General features: G+C 68.7%; 19 protein-coding genes (1 of these 19 only partly in view). 7 read left to right on the forward strand and 12 right to left on the reverse strand.

The window, feature by feature from the left end; genetic code table 11:
* The 8 genes from AC1DWT_RS21460 to AC1DWT_RS21495 form a co-directional block, all read right to left on the reverse strand.
* A protein-coding gene (locus AC1DWT_RS21460) for a 2-hydroxyacid dehydrogenase (RefSeq protein ID WP_477922083.1) crosses the window boundary here: on the reverse strand, positions 1 to 622 show its 5' portion. The gene continues 353 nt to the left of window position 1, outside the view; 622 of the gene's 975 nt are visible here — the first part of the coding sequence; it begins with the start codon at positions 620 to 622; its stop codon lies off the left edge, out of view.
* The gene (gudD, locus tag AC1DWT_RS21465) at positions 622 to 1,959 is read right to left on the reverse strand and encodes a glucarate dehydratase (RefSeq protein WP_206014316.1); all 1,338 of its coding nucleotides are present in this window, start codon (positions 1,957 to 1,959) and stop codon (positions 622 to 624) included. Before gudD ends, AC1DWT_RS21460 begins: the two co-directional genes overlap by 1 nt.
* A 121-nt stretch (positions 1,960 to 2,080) precedes the next feature.
* Entirely contained in the window at positions 2,081 to 2,797 is a 717-nt protein-coding gene (locus AC1DWT_RS21470; protein ID WP_477922084.1) for a sulfite exporter TauE/SafE family protein, read from the reverse strand.
* Positions 2,794 to 3,804 (reverse strand): ABC transporter ATP-binding protein, encoded by a 1,011-nt coding sequence (locus AC1DWT_RS21475; RefSeq protein WP_206014315.1) that lies wholly within the window; start codon positions 3,802 to 3,804, stop codon positions 2,794 to 2,796. The genes AC1DWT_RS21470 and AC1DWT_RS21475 overlap by 4 nt, the downstream gene beginning before the upstream one ends.
* 1 nt (position 3,805) lies before the next feature.
* Positions 3,806 to 4,822 (reverse strand): ABC transporter ATP-binding protein, encoded by a 1,017-nt coding sequence (locus AC1DWT_RS21480; protein WP_072949489.1) that lies wholly within the window; start codon positions 4,820 to 4,822, stop codon positions 3,806 to 3,808.
* Positions 4,819 to 5,832 (reverse strand): ABC transporter permease, encoded by a 1,014-nt coding sequence (locus tag AC1DWT_RS21485; RefSeq protein ID WP_095865661.1) that lies wholly within the window; start codon positions 5,830 to 5,832, stop codon positions 4,819 to 4,821. Before AC1DWT_RS21485 ends, AC1DWT_RS21480 begins: the two co-directional genes overlap by 4 nt.
* 12 nt (positions 5,833 to 5,844) lie before the next feature.
* Positions 5,845 to 6,771 carry an ABC transporter permease gene (locus tag AC1DWT_RS21490; protein WP_072949493.1) on the reverse strand — a complete coding sequence of 309 codons (927 nt, stop codon included), beginning with the start codon at positions 6,769 to 6,771 and terminating at the stop codon, positions 5,845 to 5,847.
* 66 nt (positions 6,772 to 6,837) lie between these two features.
* On the reverse strand, positions 6,838 to 8,421 hold the full coding sequence (locus AC1DWT_RS21495; protein WP_095865660.1) for an ABC transporter substrate-binding protein: 1,584 nt from the start codon (positions 8,419 to 8,421) through the stop codon (positions 6,838 to 6,840).
* A 354-nt stretch (positions 8,422 to 8,775) separates the two neighbouring features.
* On the opposite strand from AC1DWT_RS21495, the gene AC1DWT_RS21500 reads away from it, so the two are divergent.
* The 4 genes from AC1DWT_RS21500 (at position 8,776) to AC1DWT_RS21515 (ending at position 11,672) form a co-directional block, all read left to right on the forward strand.
* Entirely contained in the window at positions 8,776 to 9,780 is a 1,005-nt protein-coding gene (locus tag AC1DWT_RS21500; protein WP_477922087.1) for a 2-hydroxyacid dehydrogenase, read from the forward strand.
* On the forward strand, positions 9,777 to 10,172 hold the full coding sequence (locus tag AC1DWT_RS21505) for a universal stress protein (protein WP_072949500.1): 396 nt from the start codon (positions 9,777 to 9,779) through the stop codon (positions 10,170 to 10,172). The genes AC1DWT_RS21500 and AC1DWT_RS21505 overlap by 4 nt, the downstream gene beginning before the upstream one ends.
* Before the next feature lie 85 nt (positions 10,173 to 10,257).
* On the forward strand, positions 10,258 to 11,154 hold the full coding sequence (locus tag AC1DWT_RS21510) for an NHL repeat-containing protein (protein WP_477922090.1): 897 nt from the start codon (positions 10,258 to 10,260) through the stop codon (positions 11,152 to 11,154).
* 62 nt (positions 11,155 to 11,216) lie between these two features.
* Positions 11,217 to 11,672 carry a hypothetical protein gene (locus AC1DWT_RS21515; protein ID WP_095865657.1) on the forward strand — a complete coding sequence of 152 codons (456 nt, stop codon included), beginning with the start codon at positions 11,217 to 11,219 and terminating at the stop codon, positions 11,670 to 11,672.
* Positions 11,673 to 11,678: 6 nt separating this feature from the next.
* Here the strand turns inward: AC1DWT_RS21515 and AC1DWT_RS21520 are convergent, their stop codons facing one another.
* Entirely contained in the window at positions 11,679 to 13,133 is a 1,455-nt protein-coding gene (locus tag AC1DWT_RS21520) for a short-chain fatty acid transporter (RefSeq protein ID WP_477922092.1), read from the reverse strand.
* Complete coding sequence (locus AC1DWT_RS21525; protein WP_477922094.1) at positions 13,130 to 14,560, reverse strand: amidase; 1,431 nt, start codon at positions 14,558 to 14,560, stop codon at positions 13,130 to 13,132. The genes AC1DWT_RS21520 and AC1DWT_RS21525 overlap by 4 nt, the downstream gene beginning before the upstream one ends.
* A 113-nt stretch (positions 14,561 to 14,673) precedes the next feature.
* On the opposite strand from AC1DWT_RS21525, the gene AC1DWT_RS21530 reads away from it, so the two are divergent.
* On the forward strand, positions 14,674 to 15,651 hold the full coding sequence (locus AC1DWT_RS21530) for an Lrp/AsnC family transcriptional regulator (protein WP_477922096.1): 978 nt from the start codon (positions 14,674 to 14,676) through the stop codon (positions 15,649 to 15,651).
* Positions 15,652 to 15,963: 312 nt separating this feature from the next.
* Positions 15,964 to 16,350 (forward strand): hypothetical protein, encoded by a 387-nt coding sequence (locus AC1DWT_RS21535; RefSeq protein ID WP_072949510.1) that lies wholly within the window; start codon positions 15,964 to 15,966, stop codon positions 16,348 to 16,350.
* A gap of 16 nt (positions 16,351 to 16,366) precedes the next feature.
* On the opposite strand, the gene AC1DWT_RS21540 is transcribed toward AC1DWT_RS21535, so the two are convergent.
* Positions 16,367 to 16,630, reverse strand: a complete 264-nt coding sequence (locus AC1DWT_RS21540) for a hypothetical protein (RefSeq protein ID WP_241031430.1) — start codon at positions 16,628 to 16,630, stop codon at positions 16,367 to 16,369.
* Positions 16,631 to 16,779: 149 nt separating this feature from the next.
* On the opposite strand from AC1DWT_RS21540, the gene AC1DWT_RS21545 reads away from it, so the two are divergent.
* Complete coding sequence (locus AC1DWT_RS21545) at positions 16,780 to 17,922, forward strand: RNA-guided endonuclease InsQ/TnpB family protein (RefSeq protein ID WP_477922100.1); 1,143 nt, start codon at positions 16,780 to 16,782, stop codon at positions 17,920 to 17,922.
* A gap of 169 nt (positions 17,923 to 18,091) precedes the next feature.
* On the opposite strand, the gene AC1DWT_RS21550 is transcribed toward AC1DWT_RS21545, so the two are convergent.
* On the reverse strand, positions 18,092 to 18,685 hold the full coding sequence (locus AC1DWT_RS21550; protein WP_206014309.1) for a TetR/AcrR family transcriptional regulator: 594 nt from the start codon (positions 18,683 to 18,685) through the stop codon (positions 18,092 to 18,094).
* Positions 18,686 to 18,700 lie beyond the last annotated feature (15 nt).

Consider the following 18,700-nt stretch of genomic DNA (forward strand, 5'->3'; position numbering starts at 1 on the left):
GCGCGGACACCACGACGACGTCGGACTCGGTCATGAGCCGGAGCAGCGACGTGTTGTCGCCCGCCCATTGGAGGCCTTCCGCGTCGGCGTCGAGATTTCCCCGCCCGGTGATCGCGCAACCCTCTGCACCGAACTTGCGGAGCAGGCTCCACGACCTCCCGCCGATGTGACCGAAGCCGACGAATCCGATCCGCGCACCACGCATGGACCGGGACTGCGCGATCGCGTCGTCGTAGACCGACGTGGCCCACACGTCGCCGCGGAGGGCGCGGTCGTGACCGAGGAAGCCGCGGCGCAGCATCAGCGCCGACGACACGATGTACTCCGCGATCGAGTCCTCGTGGTGGAACGTGTTGGCGACCAGGGTGTCGGGGGGAAGGGCGTCGAAGGCCACGTTGTCGGTGCCCGCGCCGGCGACGTGCAGCAGGCGCAGCTTCGGCGCCGCGGCCGCCATCGCGGCGGTGAACCGGCCGCCCACGTACACGTCGGCGTCGGCGAGGTCGGGGACGATCGCCGACTCGTCGAACTTCCGATGCCACGACACCACGGCGCCGGACGGCAGCCCCGACTCGAACAGTTCGCGATGCGGCAGCAGATTCCGGTCGCCGACGACGATCTTCATCAGGCGCGGACCAGCGCCGGGCGCTTGCTGTCGAACGACCAGCCGGGCACCAGGAACTGCATGCCGACCGAGTCGTCGCGCGCACCGAGCCCCTTCTGGAGGTACAGCTCGTGCGCGGCCTCGACCCGGTCCATGTCGAGCTCCACCCCGAGGCCCGGCGTCGACGGCACGGTCAGGTAACCGCCCTCGATCGCGTACGGGTCCCTGGTGATCCGCTGACCGTCCTGCCAGATCCAGTGGGTGTCGATGGCGGTGATGTCGCCCGGGGCCGCGGCGGCCACGTGGGTGAACATGGCGAGCGACACGTCGAAGTGGTTATTGGAATGCGATCCCCAGGTGAGGCCCCACGCATCGCAGAGCTGGGCGACGCGGACCGATCCGGCCATCGTCCAGAAGTGCGGGTCGGCGAGGGGGATGTCGACGGCGCCGGAGCGAATGGTGTGCCCCATCTCGCGCCAGTCGGTGGCGATCATGTTGGTGGCGGTCGGCAGTCCGGTGGCGCGCTTGAACTCGCTCATCACCTCGCGGCCGGAGAAGCCGCCCTCGGGGCCGACCGGGTCCTCGGCGTACGCGAGCACGTCCTTCAGCCCGCGGCAGGTCTCGATGGCCTCCGACAGCAGCCACCCGCCATTGGGGTCGAGGGTGACCCGGGCGTCGGGGAACCGTTCGGCCAGCGCCGTGACGGCCGCCGCCTCCTCGCGGGGCGCGAGGACGCCACCCTTGAGCTTGAAGTCGGCGAACCCGTACCGCGCCTGCGCTGCCTCGGCGAGTCGCACGACGGCGTCCGGTGTCAGCGCCTCCTCGTGCCGCAGGCGCAGCCAGTCGTCAGACTCGCCCGCACCCGACTGATAGTCCAGGTCGGTTCTGTTGCGGTCACCGACGAAGAAGAGGTAGCCGAGCGCCTGCACCTTCTCGCGCTGCTGACCGTCGCCGAGCAGGGCCGCGACGGGGACACCGAGGTGCTGCCCGAGGACGTCGAGGAGCGCCGATTCGACGGCGGTGACGGCGTGGATCGCGACGCGGAGGTCGAACGTCTGGTTGCCGCGGCCTGCGGAGTCGCGGTCGGCGAACGTGCGCCGCAGGTCGGCGAGCACGCCGTTGTACTCGCCGATGCTGCGCCCGGTCACGATGGCGCGGGCGTCCTCGAGGGTACGCCGGATCGGCTCACCGCCGGGGACCTCGCCGACACCGGTGTTGCCGTCGGAATCGGTGAGGATCACCAGGTTCCGGGTGAAGTACGGGGCATGCGCGCCGGACAGGTTCAGGAGCATGCTGTCGTGTCCCGCGATCGGGACCACTCGCATGTCGGTGACGACCGGGGTGCTCGTTGTACTCATCTTCCGAAACCTTCCTTCACAGCGCAGCGCCGCCCGTGAGGCGCCTCACAACGAAAACTCTAAGTGGCCCGATCGATACATGTCCAAGACTTGTTGAGCATCGAACGATGCAGACACTGCATCAGAGAAGCTGCTGTCCGATCAGCATCAACGCGCCCACACAGGACACCGCGATCGAGGTCCGGCGCAGGCGAGACGCGTCCAGGTGGCGGTTCACGAACCGCGACGCCACGTATCCGAGCACCGTCACCGGGGCGAGCAACGCGAACATCACCGCCGACTCGCGATGCACCGAACCCGTCGCGGCGAGAACCGCGACCGACAGCGTGGAGCCCACCAGGAAGAACGCGCTCATGTTGCCGCGCAGCTGCGCCCCCTTCGACCCCTGCATCACCAGCGCCATCGGCGGTCCGCCGATCGACGTGGCCGTGCCGAGGAGACCCGACGCGGCCCCGGCGACGGCGAGGTTCCGGCGTCGCGGCTGCGGCGCCCAGCCCAGGGTCGCGAAGACGACCCCGGACAGCACCACGCCCGCGAGCAGCAGCGACAACCCCCGTTCCGGCAGCACCACCAGCAGTACCGCGCCCGCGACGGTGCCCGGCACCCGGCCGGCCAGAGCCCACCCCGTGCCGGTCAGGTCCAGGGCCTCCCGTTCCCGCCACACCACCATCACCGTCACGACCGTCACCGTCATGATCAGCGTCGCGGGCAGCAGGCTCGGATCGACGAGCGCCACGACCGGTGCCGCGAGCATGCCCATCCCGAATCCGATCGACGCCTGCATGCACGAGGCGAGGAAGACGGCGAGCGCGATGACCGCGAACTCGGCCCCGCTCACCCGACCGCGACCGGCACGCCGAGCGCGACCGGACGGCGAGGATGGTGGCATTCGGCGACATGGCTGCTTTCGCTCGCATCGACGGCGGCGGGCGGCACCGTGCTCGCGCAGATGTCGGTGGCGTGGGCGCAGCGGGTGCGGAACCGGCAGCCCGACGGCGGGTTCAGCGGCGACGGAACCTCACCCTCGAGGATGATCCGCTTGCCGCGGGATCCGGCGTCCAGCTTCGGTGCCGCCGACATCAGCGCCTCGGTATACGGGTGGGCGGGGCGGTCGAAGACGGCGTCCGTCGCACCCGTCTCCACGATCCGGCCGAGGTACATCACGGCGACGCGGTCGGCGACGTGCCGGACCACGGACAGGTCGTGCGAAATGAACACGTACGAGATGCCGAGCTGTTTCTGCAGGTCGTTCAGCAGATTGAGCACCTGAGCCTGCACCGACAGGTCGAGAGCCGACACGGGTTCGTCGCAGATGACGACGCTCGGGTTCAGCGCCAGGGCCCGGGCGATCCCGAGACGCTGACGCTGACCGCCGGAAAACTCCTGCGGGTAGCGGTGCTCGTCGCTCGGCCGCAGCCCCACGAGGTGCAGCAGTTCGCGCACCCGCGCCGCCCGGTCGCGGCTGGTCTTGTACATCGTCTTGTGGGTGCGCCACGGCTCGGCGATGATGTCCGCCGCCGACATCCGGGAGTTCAGCGACGCATAAGGGTCCTGGAACACCATCTGCACCCGGCGGCGCAGCGCCAGCAGATCCTTGCCCTTGAGCGAGAACGGGTCGACGCCGTCCCACGTCACCGAACCGGAGTCGGGACGCTCGAGCATCATCAGCGTCCGGGCGAGGGTGGACTTGCCACAGCCCGATTCGCCGACGAGCCCGAGCGTTTCGCCGCGGGCGAGGTCGAGGTCGATGCCGTCGAGCGCACGCAACTGGTTCTTGCCCGCCGCGTTGGCAGGCACCTTGAACGTCTTGGTGAGGCCCCGCACCTTCAGAATCGACTCGGACATGTCAGACCTCCTCGGGAAAATGGCACGCCGAGCGGCGGCCAGCCGCGACGCCGGCGAGCGGCGGGCGGGTGGTGCGGCACAGGTCGCGGGCGAGCGGGCAGCGCGCCTGGTAGACGCAGCCGGACGGGATGGAGTGCAGGTCGGGCGGGGTGCCGCCGATCGACTTCAGGTCCTCGCCGCGGACCGCGTGCACGGGGACCGAATCGAGCAGGCCCTTCGTATACGGGTGCTGTGGCGAGGAGAAGACCTCGGCGACCGGTCCGGTCTCGACGACGTTGCCGGCGTACATGATCGCGACGCGGTCGGCCTCCTCCGCCACCAGCGCGAGGTCGTGGGTGATGAGGATGACGGCCATGTCGTGCTCGGTGCGCAGGTCCCGCAGCAGCGACATGATCTGCGCCTGCACGGTGACGTCGAGTGCGGTGGTCGGCTCGTCGGCGAGCAGGACCGTCGGGCTCAGCGCGACGGCCATCGCGATCAGCAGGCGCTGCCGCATGCCGCCGGAGAACTGGTGCGGGTAGGAGTCGATGCGCGATTCCGGCTCGGGAATCCCGACCCTCTGCATCAGCGAGATCGCTTCGCGCCTCGCCTCTTTCGCGGACAGCCCGCGGTGGATCCGGAACGGTTCGGCCAACTGCTTGCCGACGGTGTAGACGGGGTTGAGCGCGGTCAGCGCGTCCTGGAACACGATGGCGAGTTCGGTCGCAGCGAGGGCGCGGCGGGTCTTCGCCTTCGCCGTCACCAGGTCGACGTCGCCGAGGCGGACCGAGCCGTCGGTGACGTCGGCGATCGGCTCGAGCAGGCCGACGAGCGCCTGCGCGGTCATCGACTTGCCGCACCCCGACTCACCGAGCAACGCGAGGGTCTCCCCGCGTCGCGCGGTGAACGACACGTGGTCGACGGCCCGAACCGTGCCCGAGGGGGTGCGCAGGTCGACGGTGAGATCCGCGACCTCGAGTGCGACACGGTCGGTGTCTGCGAAGTCGGGTGATTCGACAGCCGGTGCAGGTGCACTCATGAGACGACCTTTCGGGTGGGGAACAGCCGGGAGCGACGCGACCGCGGGACGGTCAGGCGCCAGCGCTGGGCGGGGTCGGTGGCGATCCGGGCCCACGCGGCGAGCACGGTCGCCGACACGGTGGTGATGACGATGGCGAGTCCGGGGAAGAAGGACAGCCACCACGCCGTCTGCAGGTACGTCCGGCCCTGAGACACCATCAGGCCCCAGCTGATGTCGGGCGGCTGGATGCCGATGCCGAGGAAGCTCAGCGACGACTCGGCGAGCATCACGTAGCAGAAGTCCAGGGTGGCGACGGTGAGCAGAGTCGGCAGCAGGATGGGGAACACGTGCCTGCGGATGACGGCCCCGCTGCGGGCGCCGAACGTCCGTGCGGCGTCCACGAACAACCGGCTCTGCAGTTCCGCCGACTCCGCGCGGGCGGTGCGGAGGTAGATCGGGATGCGGGTGATCGCCAGCACCAGGACGATGTTCGCCGCGCTGGGCGAGAACACGTACAGGACGACGACGGCCATCAGCAGCGACGGGAAGCTCATGATGACGTCGGCGACGCGCATCGCCGTCGTCTCCCGCCAGCCGCGGTGGTAACCGGCCCACATGCCGATGAGCGAACCGACGATGCAGGACAGCGCGACCGCGGGCAGCGCCACCAGGAGGGTGGTGCGGCACGCGACGATCAACCGGGCGAGCATGCTGCGCCCGAGCGGGTCGGTGCCGAGGATGTTCATCCACCCGTTCGCCACGTGGAACGGTGCGAGGTTGGACTGGTCCAGGTTCTGATCGGTTGCGGCGTCGCCGACCAGCCACGGGCCGAAGACGGCGACGAGGAACACGAACACCAGGATCGCCGCCGCGACCGTGGCCACCCGGTCCCGAAGAAGCAGTTTCCACAACGGCGTCTTGTTCCGTGCGGGCTTGGGCGCGGGATCGGCCGGGGCCGGGGGCGTCTCGTCGGGGCCCTGGTGGACGTCGCCGGCTCCGTCGAGGCGGGGAGCGTTGTCTATGGACATGTCGGCGGCCTCCTAGACCTTGGTCTTCTCGCGGACACGCGCGTCGAGAAGTGCGTAGCCCGCGTCGATCAGGATGTTGAGGACGAAGATGCTGACCGCGGTCAGGAGCACCGCCGCCTGCAGGACCGCGAAGTCTCGCTGCAGGATCGCGTCGATCATCAGCTTGCCGATGCCGGGCCACCCGAAGATCGCCTCGACGACGACGGCGCCGTTGACCAGGCCGACGGTGAGGTCGCCGGCCACCGTCAGCGCCGGGGCAGCGGCGTTGCGGAGCGCGTGATGGGTGACGACGCGCAGGTCGCCGGCACCCTTGCTGCGGGCAAGACGTACGTATGGTGCGGACAGCGCCGACACCATCGCGCCGCGCACCACCTGGGTGAGCACGCCCAGCGGGCGGATCAGCAGGGTCGCGATCGGCAGGATCCACGACAGCGCGCTTCCGGTGCCCGACGTGGGCAGCACTCCCAGCACCACCGCGAAGATCCACACGCCGGTGATGGCGAACCAGAAGTCGGGGATGCTGGCCGCGGTCATCGACAGCAGGCTCGAGATCCGGTCGGCCAGCGAGTTCGGCCGGTACGCCGCCCAGCAGCCGATCACGACGGCACCGATGATCGCGAGCAGCATTGTGAAGAACGCCAGCTGCAACGTGGCGGGGAACGCCCGCAGCGCCATGGTCGCGGCGGATTCACCCGTGCGCAGCGACTCTCCGAAGTCGAGGTGGGCGACCCCGGACAGGTAGTCGGCCATCTGGCTCAGCACCGGCTTGTCGAGGCCGTTCTCGGCCGCGAACTCGGCGCGCTGATCGGGGGTCGCGGAGACCGGGAGGTAGAGGTTGGTCGGGTCGCCGGTGAGGCGGGCGAGCAGGAACACACCGAAAAGGACGACGAGGAGAGGTACGAGGCTGGTGTAGACGCGTCGGCGCAGGAAGGCGAACATGACTCACCGCCTTCGGATCGGGTTCGGTTGGGACATCACAGTTCCTCCGGGGGCTGGGAAGAGGGTTTAGCCGTTTGCGGATGTGTCCGCGTGGGTCATCTCGCTCAGGCGCATCTCGTCGCCGGTCGCGGAGTTGGGCGTGTACTGCACGGTCGGGGACTTGGCGAGAACCGCGTTCATGTGGGCGATGTACGCAAACTGCCGGATCTCTTCCGGCTCGTTCGCCAGGACCGACGCGAACGCGTCCTGGCGGGCGTCGCCGACGAGTTGCTCGGCGGCGGCGATCTGCGCGTCGTATCCGGCCGAGCCGAAGTAGCTCTGGTAGCCGTCGCTGCGCATGTACTGGTCGACGGTGAACTGCGCGTCACCCGCCTGGTTACCGTGCTGGATCATCAGCAGAATCGGTCCGGTGCCCTGCGGGAACGGCCGGATCTGGTACTGCATCTGCCCGGCMGTGTCCATCATCTCGATCTTCACGTTCAGGCCGGCCTTGCTCAGCGAGTTCTGGATGACCTCGATGGTCTCGTTGATCTTGGGGAACTGGCCTGTGCGCCCGATCAGCCGGATCTGGTTGTCGACGGGGACGCCGTCGGCCTTGGCCTCCGCCACCAGTTGCGCGGCGCGGTCGGGGTCGTAGGGGGTCGGCTGCAGGTCGGGGTCGAACCCGACGATGCTGCTGCCGACGAGTTGCCCGGCCGGGTCGCCGAGTCCCTGGAACAGCGCCTTGACGATCCCCGCCCGGTTGACGGAGAGGTCGATGGCCTCGCGGACACGGTAGTCGTCGAGCGGCGGTTCGGTGGCCATCATCCGCAGCGCCGTCGTCTCGTTGTTGGGGTAGGCGACGCCGAGGTCGCCGGCGCCGTCCTCCGGACCGAGGTACGTGGCGAGTTCGGCCTCGTCGTTGGCGACCATCGCGGCCCGCACGCTGCCCTCGGTCCGCCACTGGTAGATCGCCCGCGCGTACTCGGGGGCCGTGCCCCAGTACGTGTCGTTGCGGACCAGGGACAGCCGCTGGCCGTGATCCCAGTAGTCGATCTTGTAGGGGCCGGTGCCGATGGGGTCGCGCACCTTGTCCTTGGCGTCGGTGGTGGACGGCACCATCTCCACGAACGAGATCCGCAGCGGCAGGATCGGGTCGGCGGTGGGCGTCTGGACCGTCACGGTCGACGGGTCGATCGCGTTCACCACGAGCGCGTCGTCGCCGAAGACGTACCCGTCGACGTCGCAGCCGATGGTCGAGTTGACGGTGCGGTCGATCGAGAACGCGGCGTCCTCGGCGTCGAACGCGCTGCCGTCGCTGAACGTGACACCGGGACGGATCCGGAACGTCCAGACGGTGTCCGACGTCTGCTCCCACGAGTCGGCGAGCTTCGGCTCCAGGTCGCCGGTGTCGGCGTTGCGTTCCACCAGCGGCTCGGTGATGTTGGAGCGGACGACGACTCCGGTCGAGGTGAGTGACGCGTCGCAGGGCTCGAGCGTGGGCGGCTCCTGCGGGAGCACGATCCGCAACGTGTCGGGGCTGGCGGCGTCGCTGTGGCTCGAATTGGCCACCGAGCAACCTGCGGCCAGAGCCGGCACCGTCAGAGCGGCGGTGGCCACGGCGACGACGCGGTAACGGGTTCCCTGCTGCAGCGAACGTGCAGGGCTCATGGTGTCCTCCGTAGGGATGTGTCGCGTACTCGACGCGAGTGAAGAGGGCCCGCCTGTGACGGTAGCCACAACGCTATGAGCGGCCCCGGGGAGCGTCAACAGGGGGTGACGGCGCAAAACGGCTCGTGAGGGCCGTCACAGACGCGATATCAGGGAGACTGCGATCACCCCGGCGGGCCCCTGACCGGCGCATACCCGAAGTTTTGACATCTGCGCACGTCAGCGCGCCGCCGACCAATGCCGTTTCAGTATCGATCCATGTTATTTACGTGTTGGACAGGTATTCCGAGGGCCGCTTAACTTACGGGTAACCGGCGGCGCGGACAGCCGCGTCGCCACTCGTCAGGAGGCACGATGGTGACCGCAGAGGCGTCCGTGAAAGAAGCTGCCGCACAGACCGTTTCGGGAGGGCGGGTTCTGCAGGTCGGGCCGCTGAAGCCGTCGCTCACCGCAACGCTCTCCGAGAAGTACGACGCCCTCACCCTCCCCCTCGGAGAAGACCGGAGCAGCTTCCTCGCCGAGCACGGCGAAACCGTCACCGCCGTCGTGACGTCCGGACGCACCGGAGTCGACGCCGCCCTGATGACGGAACTGCCGAATCTCGGCGCCATCGTGCACTTCGGAGTCGGTTACGACACAACGGATGTCGAGCGCGCCGAAGAACTCGGAATCGGCGTCAGCAACACCCCCGACGTCCTCACCGACTGCGTCGCCGACACCGCCGTCGGACTGCTGATCGACACGCTCCGCGGATTCTCCGCCTCGGACCGCTTCGTGCGCGCGGGCCGCTGGCCCGCCGAGGGCAACTACCCCCTCACCCGGAAGGTCAGCGGCACCCGGGTCGGCATCGTCGGCCTCGGCCGCATCGGCTCCGCCATCGCCGCCCGCCTCACCGGCTTCGGCTGCACGATCTCGTACCACAATCGGCGGGAGGTCCCCGGTTCGCCGTTCGCGTACGTCGACTCGGCCGCCGCCCTCGCCGCCGGGGTCGACGTGCTGATCGTCGCCGCGGCCGGCGGCAAGGGAACCCAGAAGCTGGTGGACCGAGAGGTTCTCGAAGCACTCGGGCCAGGCGGCTATCTGATCAACGTGGCACGCGGAAGCGTCGTCGACGAGGACGCGCTCGTCGAACTGCTCACCGAACGCAAACTCGCCGGCGCCGGACTGGACGTGTTCACCCGGGAGCCCCACGTTCCCGAGGCGCTCCTCGCGCTCGACACCGTCGTCCTCCTCCCCCACGTCGGGAGCGGAACCACCGAGACCCGCGCCGCGATGGAGGCTCTGACCCTGCAGAACCTCGACGAGTACCTCGCCCAGGGCACCCTGACCACCCCCGTTCTCGATCCGAGGTCACGATGAGCGTCATTCTCAGTTACGTCCCGACCGTCGAAGGTCGTGGCGCCCTGACCTTCGGGTTCATCGAAGCCCGCATGCGCGCAACGGATCTCGTGGTGATCGCCGACGGCGACAGCGCCTCGGCAGCCGGATTCGAGGCCGAACTGCACTCCGCCAGGGAGGAAGCGGACGCGGGCGCCGTCGACTACCGCATCGCACGGAACGAACCCGGCCGCTCCCACGCCGACAACCTCATCGACGCGTCCTACGACTCCGCCGCCGAACTCCTCGTCCTCGGCATGCGCCGCCGCTCCCCGGTCGGCAAACTCCTCATGGGCAGCGTCGCCCAGCGCGTGCTCCTCGAGGCGCAGTGCCCGGTCGTCGGGGTCAAGCCGCCGGTCGCCGCGGAGGTCTGAGCCGCCCCGGCGAAGTGCCCGAATCGCGGCGGATCGTGCTGCGGCGGCGGTATTCTTCCGGGCACGGGCCACGAGAGGACTGCCGATGCGCCGATCACCGTTCACCCGACTCGGCCGTCGGGCGGCCGTCATCACCGGCGCGCTGATCCTCGCCACCGCGGTGGCCGCCGCACCCGCCATTTCGGCGATGCCGGCCGCGAACACGCTCTACGTGACCGAGAACGGCACCGGTTCCGTGCTGTCCCTGCCCGCCACCGGCGGCAACCCGAGCGCCGTGGCCACCGGGATCGCCGGACCGGGCGGGATAGCGGTGTCGGGTGACACGCTGTTCGTCACCGCCGGCGCCTCGGTCGTGTCGGTGCCCGCCGCGGGCGGTAGCCCCACCACCCTCGCCACCGGCCTGGGTAACGCGTTCGACGTGGCGGTGTCCGGCGGGACGCTCTACGTCACCGAGTTCGATTCCGGCAACGTCGTCGCGCTGCCCGCAGGCGGTGGCACCCCCAGCCCGGTCGTCACCGGCCTCCAGCAACCGGTCGGGGTCGCCGTCTCCGGGAGCACCCTCTACGTCACCGTCGCCGGTGCGGGGACGCCCGGCACCGGTTCCGTCATCGCCGTGCCCGTCACCGGCGGCACCCCCACCGTGCTGGCCGCCGGCCTGAATCTCCCGGCGGGAATCGACGTCTCCGGCGGCACCCTCCACGTCGCGGTCGCCGGTGACGGATCCGTAGTTTCCCTGCCGGCCACCGGCGGCACCCCGACCGTCCTGGGAACCGGGCTCGTCCGCCCGTTCGGTCTCACGGTCTCGGCGGGCACGGTGTACGTCGCGGCCGCGGGCGATGCAGGCTCGAGTAACGGCTCCGTGGTCTCCCTGCCCGCCACCGGGGGAACCCCCACCGTTCTGGCCGCCGGACTCGACCAGCCGTTTTCCGTCGCAGCCACCGCAGCGTGCACGGGTTCTCTGTGCATTCCGTTCGGTAGTTAGATCTCGCCGGCCCGACCCCATCCGGGGCCGTGGCGGCGCCGAATACCTGCCGTGGGACAGCCATGATCGACGGGCCCGATCGCGCGGACGGCGCACAACTGGGCGGTCGCCTCCTGACCTTGGTCGGCGACCGCGACTTCCACGCGCTCGCCCGCGAGATCTCGCGGATCACCTGCGGCACCGGGAGCGACGGCGCGGCGTTCACCGCGGTCGTGACGTGGATGGTCGCCACCATCGCCGACCTCGTCGCGGACCCGACCGCCAGTGTCACCGACGCCGTCGACAGCTTCATCAGCGTCGTCCCCGTCGTGCACGACGCACCCGAGCTGGACGACGAGCTGCCCGCGCCCGCCGAATGGCTGTTCAGCGCCGTCGTGAGTCACCTGCAGGGCAGGCACGGGGCGGGATCCGGTTCCCCGCCGCCCGTGCCCGCCGACACCGAACTCGCACGGGTGCAGGCCCTCGTCGAAGCATTGCTGTGGCTCGACGCCCTCCTCGAACGCGACCACAACCTGTAGTGCCGCTCAGGGTTGCACGGGCGGGTTGTAGGTGAGCGTGTTGCCGAGGAACCACAACAGTCCGAGCACGATGGGCAGGTGGAAGACGAGCTGCACCGCGGTGAACCCGACGAGGTGCCGGGCGCGCAGGCCCAGGATGCCGAGGAGCGGCAGCATCCAGAACGGGTTGACGAGATTGGGCAGCGCCTCCGCGGCGTTGTAGATCTGGACCGTCCACCCGAGATGCGCCTGCAGGTCGTTGGACGCCTGCATCACGTACGGGGCCTCGATGATCCATTTGCCGCCGCCCGACGGAATGAACAATCCGAGCACCGCCGAGTAGATACCGATGACCAATCCGAACGTGCCGTGCGACGCGACGCTGACGAAGCCCTCGGAAATGTAGTGCGCCACCGTGTTGCCGTCGGCGTCCTGCGCCCGGGTCATGATGGCCGCGATCCCGGCGTAGAACGGGAACTGCACCAGGATGCTCGCGCACGCGGGCACCGCGTTCTTCACCGCGAGCAGGAAGCGCCGCGGACGCCAGTGCAGCAGCATGCCCAACGTCAGGAACAGCAGGTTGTACGTGCTCAGGTTGGAGATCACGAGAATCGGATCGTTCGACGCGAATTCCCGTAGCAGCCAGCCGAAGACGAGCGCTCCGACGATCAGGGGAAGCACCGGGCTGTACTCGAGCCAGTCGCCGGGACGCTCCCGCTTCGGCAGCGGCGGCGGCACGTCGTGGACGTCCACCCCCAGATCCTCCGCGGTGACCGAGTTCGCCTTGTGCGGCGCGGACAGATACGCGATCACGATGCTGACCACGAAGATCACCGCCGCGAGGAACAGCGACTGCCACAGGAAGATCGTGTCCCGGAACGGGATGACACCCGTGATCGCGAGCAGCTCCGGGGTGAGGCTCTTCGGATTCGCCTGCAGCTGCGCCGCCGAGGAGCTCAGCCCGAGCGCCCAGATTCCGCCGATTCCCAGATAGGCGGCCGCGCCCGCGGCCCGGTAGTCGAGGCCGAGTTCGGTGCGGCGCGCCATCGCCCGCGCCAGTAGACCGGCGAAGACCAGTCCGAAACCCCAGTTCACCATCGACGTCACGAGGCTCACCACCGCGATGAACGTGACGCCGCCGCGGGCAGTGCGCGGTATCGCCGCGAGCCGCGTGATGAGACGTTCGGCAGGTGGCGACGACGCCACGATGTAGCCGGTGACCACGACCATCGCCATCTGCATCGTGAACGGGATCAGATCCCAGAAACCGGTCGAGAAGTTCGTCGCCACCGTCGCCGGCGACGCCCCGATGGCCAGCGCGGCTCCGGCCACCAACGCCACCGCGAGCAGCGCGAAGATGAACGCGTCCGGGAACCACCGCTCGATGACCGCCGCGAACCGCAGCGCGACCCGGGCCAGGAAACCCTCGCGGGCGTCCTGCTGTTCCTCGTCGCGAAGCTCGGATTCGACTGTGCTGCTCATGATGTCGCCACCTTCGGCCGACGTGGCACGATGGGAAGGCTCACCGCGATGCCCACCGAGGACTCGAACATCTGCGCGTGCGCGAGCAGCCGCGCCTCCTGCCCCGGCGCACCGACCAGCTGCAGTCCCACCGGCAGTCCGGCGTCGGAGAATCCGCACGGGAGCGCAACGACCGGGCACCCGGTGAGACTCACACAGAACGTAATCGCGATCCAGTCGATGTACGTCCGCGATTCCACGCCGTCGATGCGTTCGGGATAAGTCCACTCCACAGGGAAGGGATCGAGCGGCGCCGACGGGATCACCAGCAGATCGTGGGTCTCGAAGTAGTCCGCGATCTCGTGGAACAGTTGTCCGCGAACGCGTTCCGCCGACAGCAACGTCTCCGTGGACTGGGTGAGTCCACGCTCGATGTTCCAGACGATGTCGGGCTTGATCGCGCCGCGATGCTCGGCGAGAAGCCCGCCGTGCACGGCCGCCACCAGATGGCTGCGCAGCGCCTGGAAGGCGTCGTAGGCGCCGGTGAAGTCCGGGCAGTCCGTCACGACGTCGGCACCCAGTGCGTCGAAATGTTTCATCGCGTCACCGCAGACGCGGCGCATCGCCGGCTCCACCGGGAGGCACCCGAGGTCCGGGCTGAATCCGACGCGGGCGGGCGGGTCGAAGGTCGTCAGGCGTTCCAGGAACGACCGCGGCTGTTCCGGTTTCGTCAACGGGTCGTGCAGGTCGTGCCCGACCATCGCATCCAGCATGAGGGCGACGTCACCGACATCGCGTGCCATCGGCCCCTCCACCCACAGCGGGTCGAACGGGATGGCGGGCCTGCGGCGCGGGATCCGCCCGGGAGTCGGGCGCAGACCGACGGTCGCGTTGTATCCGGACGGGGTGCGGAGGCTGCCGCCCAGGTCATTGCCGGTCGCCAGCCAGGCGCTGCCGGAGGCGAGCGCGGCCGCCGAACCACCGGAGGAACCGCCCACCGAACGGTCGAGGTTCCACGGGTTACGGCTGGGCCCGAACAGCGTGTTGTACGTGTGACCGCCGGCGAACTCGGGCACGTTGGACTTGGCGTACGGGATGCCGCCGTTGTTCTCGAGGACGCTCACCATCGCGTCGGACCGGGTGGCGACGTGGTCGGCGAACAGGGGCGAGCCGTGCGTCGTGCGCTGCCCCGCCACGTCGTTGTAGTCCTTCACCGCGACCGGTAGTCCGGCCAGCAGGCCGCGCCCGGCCGGATCCGGAACTTCGGCCTCCAACCGCGCCGCGCGTTCGGCGGCGGCATCGAAGAACTGGATCGGGAGGGAGTTGACCTGCCGGTCTGCGTCGGCAACGTGCCTGCGGAGGGCTTCGAGCACGCTCGTCGGCGTCTCGGTCCCTTCGCGCAGCAGCCGGACGACCTCGCGTGCGGGTTTCTGGATCAGATCGGACATTGAGGGCTCCTCATGGGACGAACGTCAGTTTCGGCCCCAAGTGTCACCCTGGAGTCGGATTCAAGCAATGAAAACCAGCAATATGGAGGATTCAGCCGTACGATTGGCCGATCATGCCGGAACACACAGCCGATCCCCTGGACCGCAAGATCATCGCCGCGCTGATCGTCGACGGCCGCGCGACGTGGTCGACGATCGCGGCCGCCCTCGGCGAGGCCGAGCGCACGGTGGCACGCCGGGGTTCGCGGCTGCTGGAGACGGGGATGGTGGAGGTTCGCGGGATGGCGGACCCGCACCGCACCGCCGACTCCGATCCGTTCATCGTCCACGGCCGGTGCCGGCCGGACAGCACGTTGACGGCGGCCGTCGCGCTCGCGCACCGACCGGAGAGCGTGACGGTCTACGTCCTGTCCGGGCCGCAGCACTGCTACGCCGACATCTGGGCTCCGCGCCGCCGGCAGTCCCGCCTGTTCCTGCAGGAAATGGCGGCGCCGTCCGGTTTTCTGCAGATGGACATCTCGCCGGTGCTCGAATACATACGTACGCTTCACGACTGGGAACCGGGAATCCTGACCGAAACACAGACCGCCGAGATCCGCCGGATCCCGAAAACCCGCTGGCCGCAATTCACCGACCCGGTCGTCCTCGACCGGGAGGACAAGGCACTGGTGCGGTTGGTCGTCGAGAACGGCCGGGCGAGTTTCGAGGAATTGTCCCGGCTCGTGGGCATCTCCGAACAGACCGTCAAACGACGCCTCGACAAGATGCGGCAGTCCGGGCTGCTCACGTTCCGCGCGGTGTTCGACCCGGCGCTGATCGGCCTACCCGTCGCCGCGCTGCTGTGGATCCGGGCCCGGCCGTCGCGGGTGTCGGCGGTCGCCGAGGCGCTCGCCGGTCAGCCGTTTCTCCGGTACGCGGCGATCATCATGGGTGACTACCAGATCGTCGCGGACTTCCGGCTGCCGTCGAAGGAAGCCCTGCGCGAGTTGATGCTCGAGGCCGAGTGGCTCGAGCACGTCGACCGGCTGGAAAGCTCGCTGATCCTGGAAACCCTCAAACAGAGCCGCGTCCTCGCGAGCGATCTCGGGTAGAAGACCACCTGCGGACCACCCCGTGTCGCGTATCCGGGTCAGGCCCCGTACGGTTACCCGTAGTTGAGTACACAGCTACCGAGTTCACGGGCGCCCGGCGTGTCCGTGCTCCCATCGGGCGTACCCAACTGTCACGCGGTGCCAGGACGCCCACCTCGAAGGTGGCCGACAGCGACGCTCTCGCAGCCCAAGCTCCCGACGAACAGCTTGACTTCTACCTTCTCGTGATCTGTCGGCGAATTGCATTTTCGGACCAACCTCCGAGCCTGCTGTGCCACGGCGACGGTCACAGAAATTGAAAGGTGATCGTTCATGCCACTCACCGCGGAGCACACCGCTCGTTACTCCGATGCCCTGATGACGCTGGCCCTCGCCGCGCATCGTCCGGCCACCGTCGTCAACACCGGCGCCGGATACGCCGTCCGGGTCGATTTCGAGCGCAGCATCCATTTGCTCGCCACCAACGCGCCGGGGGATCTCAGTTCCGATCCGGACGCGCAGAGCCCCTGGGTCGTGCGGTTCTTTCAGCGGCAACCCGACGCCGAGATCACTCAGCTCGTGGAGGTGACCGGGGAATGGCTCGCCGACGCGTTCGACCAGGCCCTCGCCGTGATGCCGATTGCCGGGGTCGCCGACGACCTCGATGCAGAATCTGGCGAGCACCCCACCGCACCGGGGACGCTCGACCGCGCGCAGTAACCCCGACCGGCGTTCGTCACCGGCCGGCCGCGGACCGTCTCCCGCCCCCGGGCAGGCGGTCCGCGAGCCGTCCCAGCCGCTCGACCGCGGGCAAGGCGTACGCGATCTTCTCCGCGTCACGGGCAATGATCTCGGCGCTCTGATCGATTCCCTTCGCGCTGACGGCGAGCCCTTCCGCGGTCTCCGCGATCTGCTTCGCGGCGTCGAGTAGTTCGGACAGGTCGTCGAGGGCGGGACCCAGGCGGTCGATCAGTACCCCGATCTGGCGTATCCGGAGCACGACCGTCGCGACGGCCTGTTCCCACTCGCGGATCTCGCGCGAGACGTGCTGCAGGATCTTGATCCGTGAGTCTTTCGGCGCAAACCCGGTCCTTCAGGTCCGGGATAGCCGATCTGGTTTGTCGGACCGTGGGGCTAGTGTCTTCGGTCATGGCGGGGAAGGTGGTGAAGCGGGCGTTCAAATACCGTTTCTATCCGACTGCAGTGCAGGCGGAACAGCTCGCTCGGACGTTCGGGTGCACCCGGTATGTCTACAACCGGGCGTTGGCCGAGCGGACGCGGGCCTGGTCGCAGGAGCAGCGGCAGGTGACCTACGCGGACACCTCGACGATGCTCACCGGATGGAAACGCGATGCCGAGACCGAGTGGTTGGCGGAGCCATCGAAGGGGCCGTTGCAGGAATCGCTGCGGCAACTGCAGGGTGCGTTCGAGAAGTTCTGGCGCAAGCAGACCGGCTACCCGCAATTCAAGAAGAAGGGCCAATCGAAGGATTCGGCGACCTACTTCGCGAACTGCTTCACCTACCGCGGCGGGCAGGTCCGGTTGGCCAAGCAGTCCGAACCGTTGGATATTCGGTGGTCGAGGCCGCTCCCGGAGGGGGCCGTGCCGTCGCAGGTGACGGTGTCGCGCAATGCTCGCGGTCAGTACCACATCTCAATTCTCGTCGAGGACACGATCACCGAACTCGAGCCGGCCGATCGGGTGGTCGGGCTCGATGCCGGGATCACGAGCCTGTACACGCTGTCGACGGGGGAGAAGATCACCAATCCGCGCCACGAGCGCGCGGACCGTGCGCGGCTGGCGAAGGCGCAGCGGGCACTCGCCAAGAAACAGAAAGGATCCCGGAACCGGGCCAAGGCCCGACTGAAGGTCGCGAAGATTCATGGCCGGATCGCCGATCGGCGCCGCGATTATCTGCACAAACTGTCCACTCGGCTGGTGCGCGAAAACCAAGTGATCGCCATCGAGGATCTGAGTGTGCGGAACATGATCAAAAATCGGTCGTTGTCTCGGGCGATCTCGGATGCGGGTTGGTCCGAGTTCCGGTCGATGCTCGAATACAAGGCCGACTGGTACGGGCGCCGGGTGGTGGTGGTCGACCGGTTTCATCCGTCGTCGAAGACCTGCTCGGTGTGCGGGGAGGTCGCGTCGGCGATGCCGCTGGACGTGCGGGAGTGGACGTGCCGATGCGGCGCCGTCCACGACCGGGATGTGAACGCGGCGAGGAATATTTTGGCCGTCGGACTGACGGTGGCAGCCTGCGGAGATGGTGTGAGACCGCCCCGCACATAACGTGCGGGGAGGCGACTGTCGGTGAAACAGGAACCTCGGGACGTGAGTCCCGGGGAACCTCGGTCGTTCACGGCCGAGAGGAAGTCAAGAGAGACTCCTTGTCGGTACTCGGCGCCGGACGGTGACGGGCGTCCAACCTATCCGTTACTCCGAGTATCCCGTACTCCGCCTAGCCCAGATCGTGGCCCGTCGCCGCGCGCGCGTAGGAGTGAAGGCTGGCGATCACTTCGACGCGGCTGCGCCGCCCGGCCAGCACCTCCATCTGGTAGCCGTCCTCCATCGCGACGAAATTGGCGGCGAGCATGCGCGGCGGGTCGGTGAGCGCGAAGTGTCCCTGCGTCTGCCCGATGACGAGAATGCCGTAGTAGACGGCAATTTGACGCTCGGTCAAGGAACTGTCCAGGGCCGCGGCCTTGGCGTCGCGCAGCGATCGCGGCCAGCACTCGAACAGGAGCCGGACCAGTTCGTCGTCCGGCCCGCTGGCGACGCCGTGGTCGATGCAGGCGCGGAGGCGGTCACGCGCGTCGGGAAACTGTTCGGCGACGCGCTCGCGCTCCTGACTGAAGCGCTCGATGGCCCGCTGGTACGTCTCGTAGATCAGCGCATCGAGGTCGCCGTAGTAGAGCACCGCCGCGGGTGTGACCCCGGCCTGCTCCGCGATGTCGCGCAGACGCACCCCCTCCAGTCCGCGCGCGAGCACCGCCCGCTGGACGGCCTCGCCGAGTTCGGCCCGGCGTGCTCCCTGGTCCTTCTTCCGCGCCACTGCCTTCGCCCCACT

The organism is Rhodococcus sp. P4_B6, from assembly GCF_056402215.1.

Bases quoted from the DNA above. Each gene is read 5' to 3' on its own strand.
- gudD (WP_206014316.1), bottom strand. From the start codon at position 1,959: ATGAGTACAACGAGCACCCCGGTCGTCACCGACATGCGAGTGGTCCCG.
- AC1DWT_RS21475 (WP_206014315.1), bottom strand. From the start codon at position 3,804: ATGTCCGAGTCGATTCTGAAGGTGCGGGGCCTCACCAAGACGTTCAAG.
- AC1DWT_RS21480 (WP_072949489.1), bottom strand. From the start codon at position 4,822: ATGAGTGCACCTGCACCGGCTGTCGAATCACCCGACTTCGCAGACACC.
- AC1DWT_RS21485 (WP_095865661.1), bottom strand. From the start codon at position 5,832: ATGTCCATAGACAACGCTCCCCGCCTCGACGGAGCCGGCGACGTCCAC.
- AC1DWT_RS21490 (WP_072949493.1), bottom strand. From the start codon at position 6,771: ATGTTCGCCTTCCTGCGCCGACGCGTCTACACCAGCCTCGTACCTCTC.
- AC1DWT_RS21500 (WP_477922087.1), top strand. From the start codon at position 8,776: ATGGTGACCGCAGAGGCGTCCGTGAAAGAAGCTGCCGCACAGACCGTT.
- AC1DWT_RS21505 (WP_072949500.1), top strand. From the start codon at position 9,777: ATGAGCGTCATTCTCAGTTACGTCCCGACCGTCGAAGGTCGTGGCGCC.
- AC1DWT_RS21510 (WP_477922090.1), top strand. From the start codon at position 10,258: ATGCGCCGATCACCGTTCACCCGACTCGGCCGTCGGGCGGCCGTCATC.
- AC1DWT_RS21515 (WP_095865657.1), top strand. From the start codon at position 11,217: ATGATCGACGGGCCCGATCGCGCGGACGGCGCACAACTGGGCGGTCGC.
- AC1DWT_RS21520 (WP_477922092.1), bottom strand. From the start codon at position 13,133: ATGAGCAGCACAGTCGAATCCGAGCTTCGCGACGAGGAACAGCAGGAC.
- AC1DWT_RS21525 (WP_477922094.1), bottom strand. From the start codon at position 14,560: ATGTCCGATCTGATCCAGAAACCCGCACGCGAGGTCGTCCGGCTGCTG.
- AC1DWT_RS21530 (WP_477922096.1), top strand. From the start codon at position 14,674: ATGCCGGAACACACAGCCGATCCCCTGGACCGCAAGATCATCGCCGCG.
- AC1DWT_RS21535 (WP_072949510.1), top strand. From the start codon at position 15,964: ATGCCACTCACCGCGGAGCACACCGCTCGTTACTCCGATGCCCTGATG.
- AC1DWT_RS21545 (WP_477922100.1), top strand. From the start codon at position 16,780: ATGGCGGGGAAGGTGGTGAAGCGGGCGTTCAAATACCGTTTCTATCCG.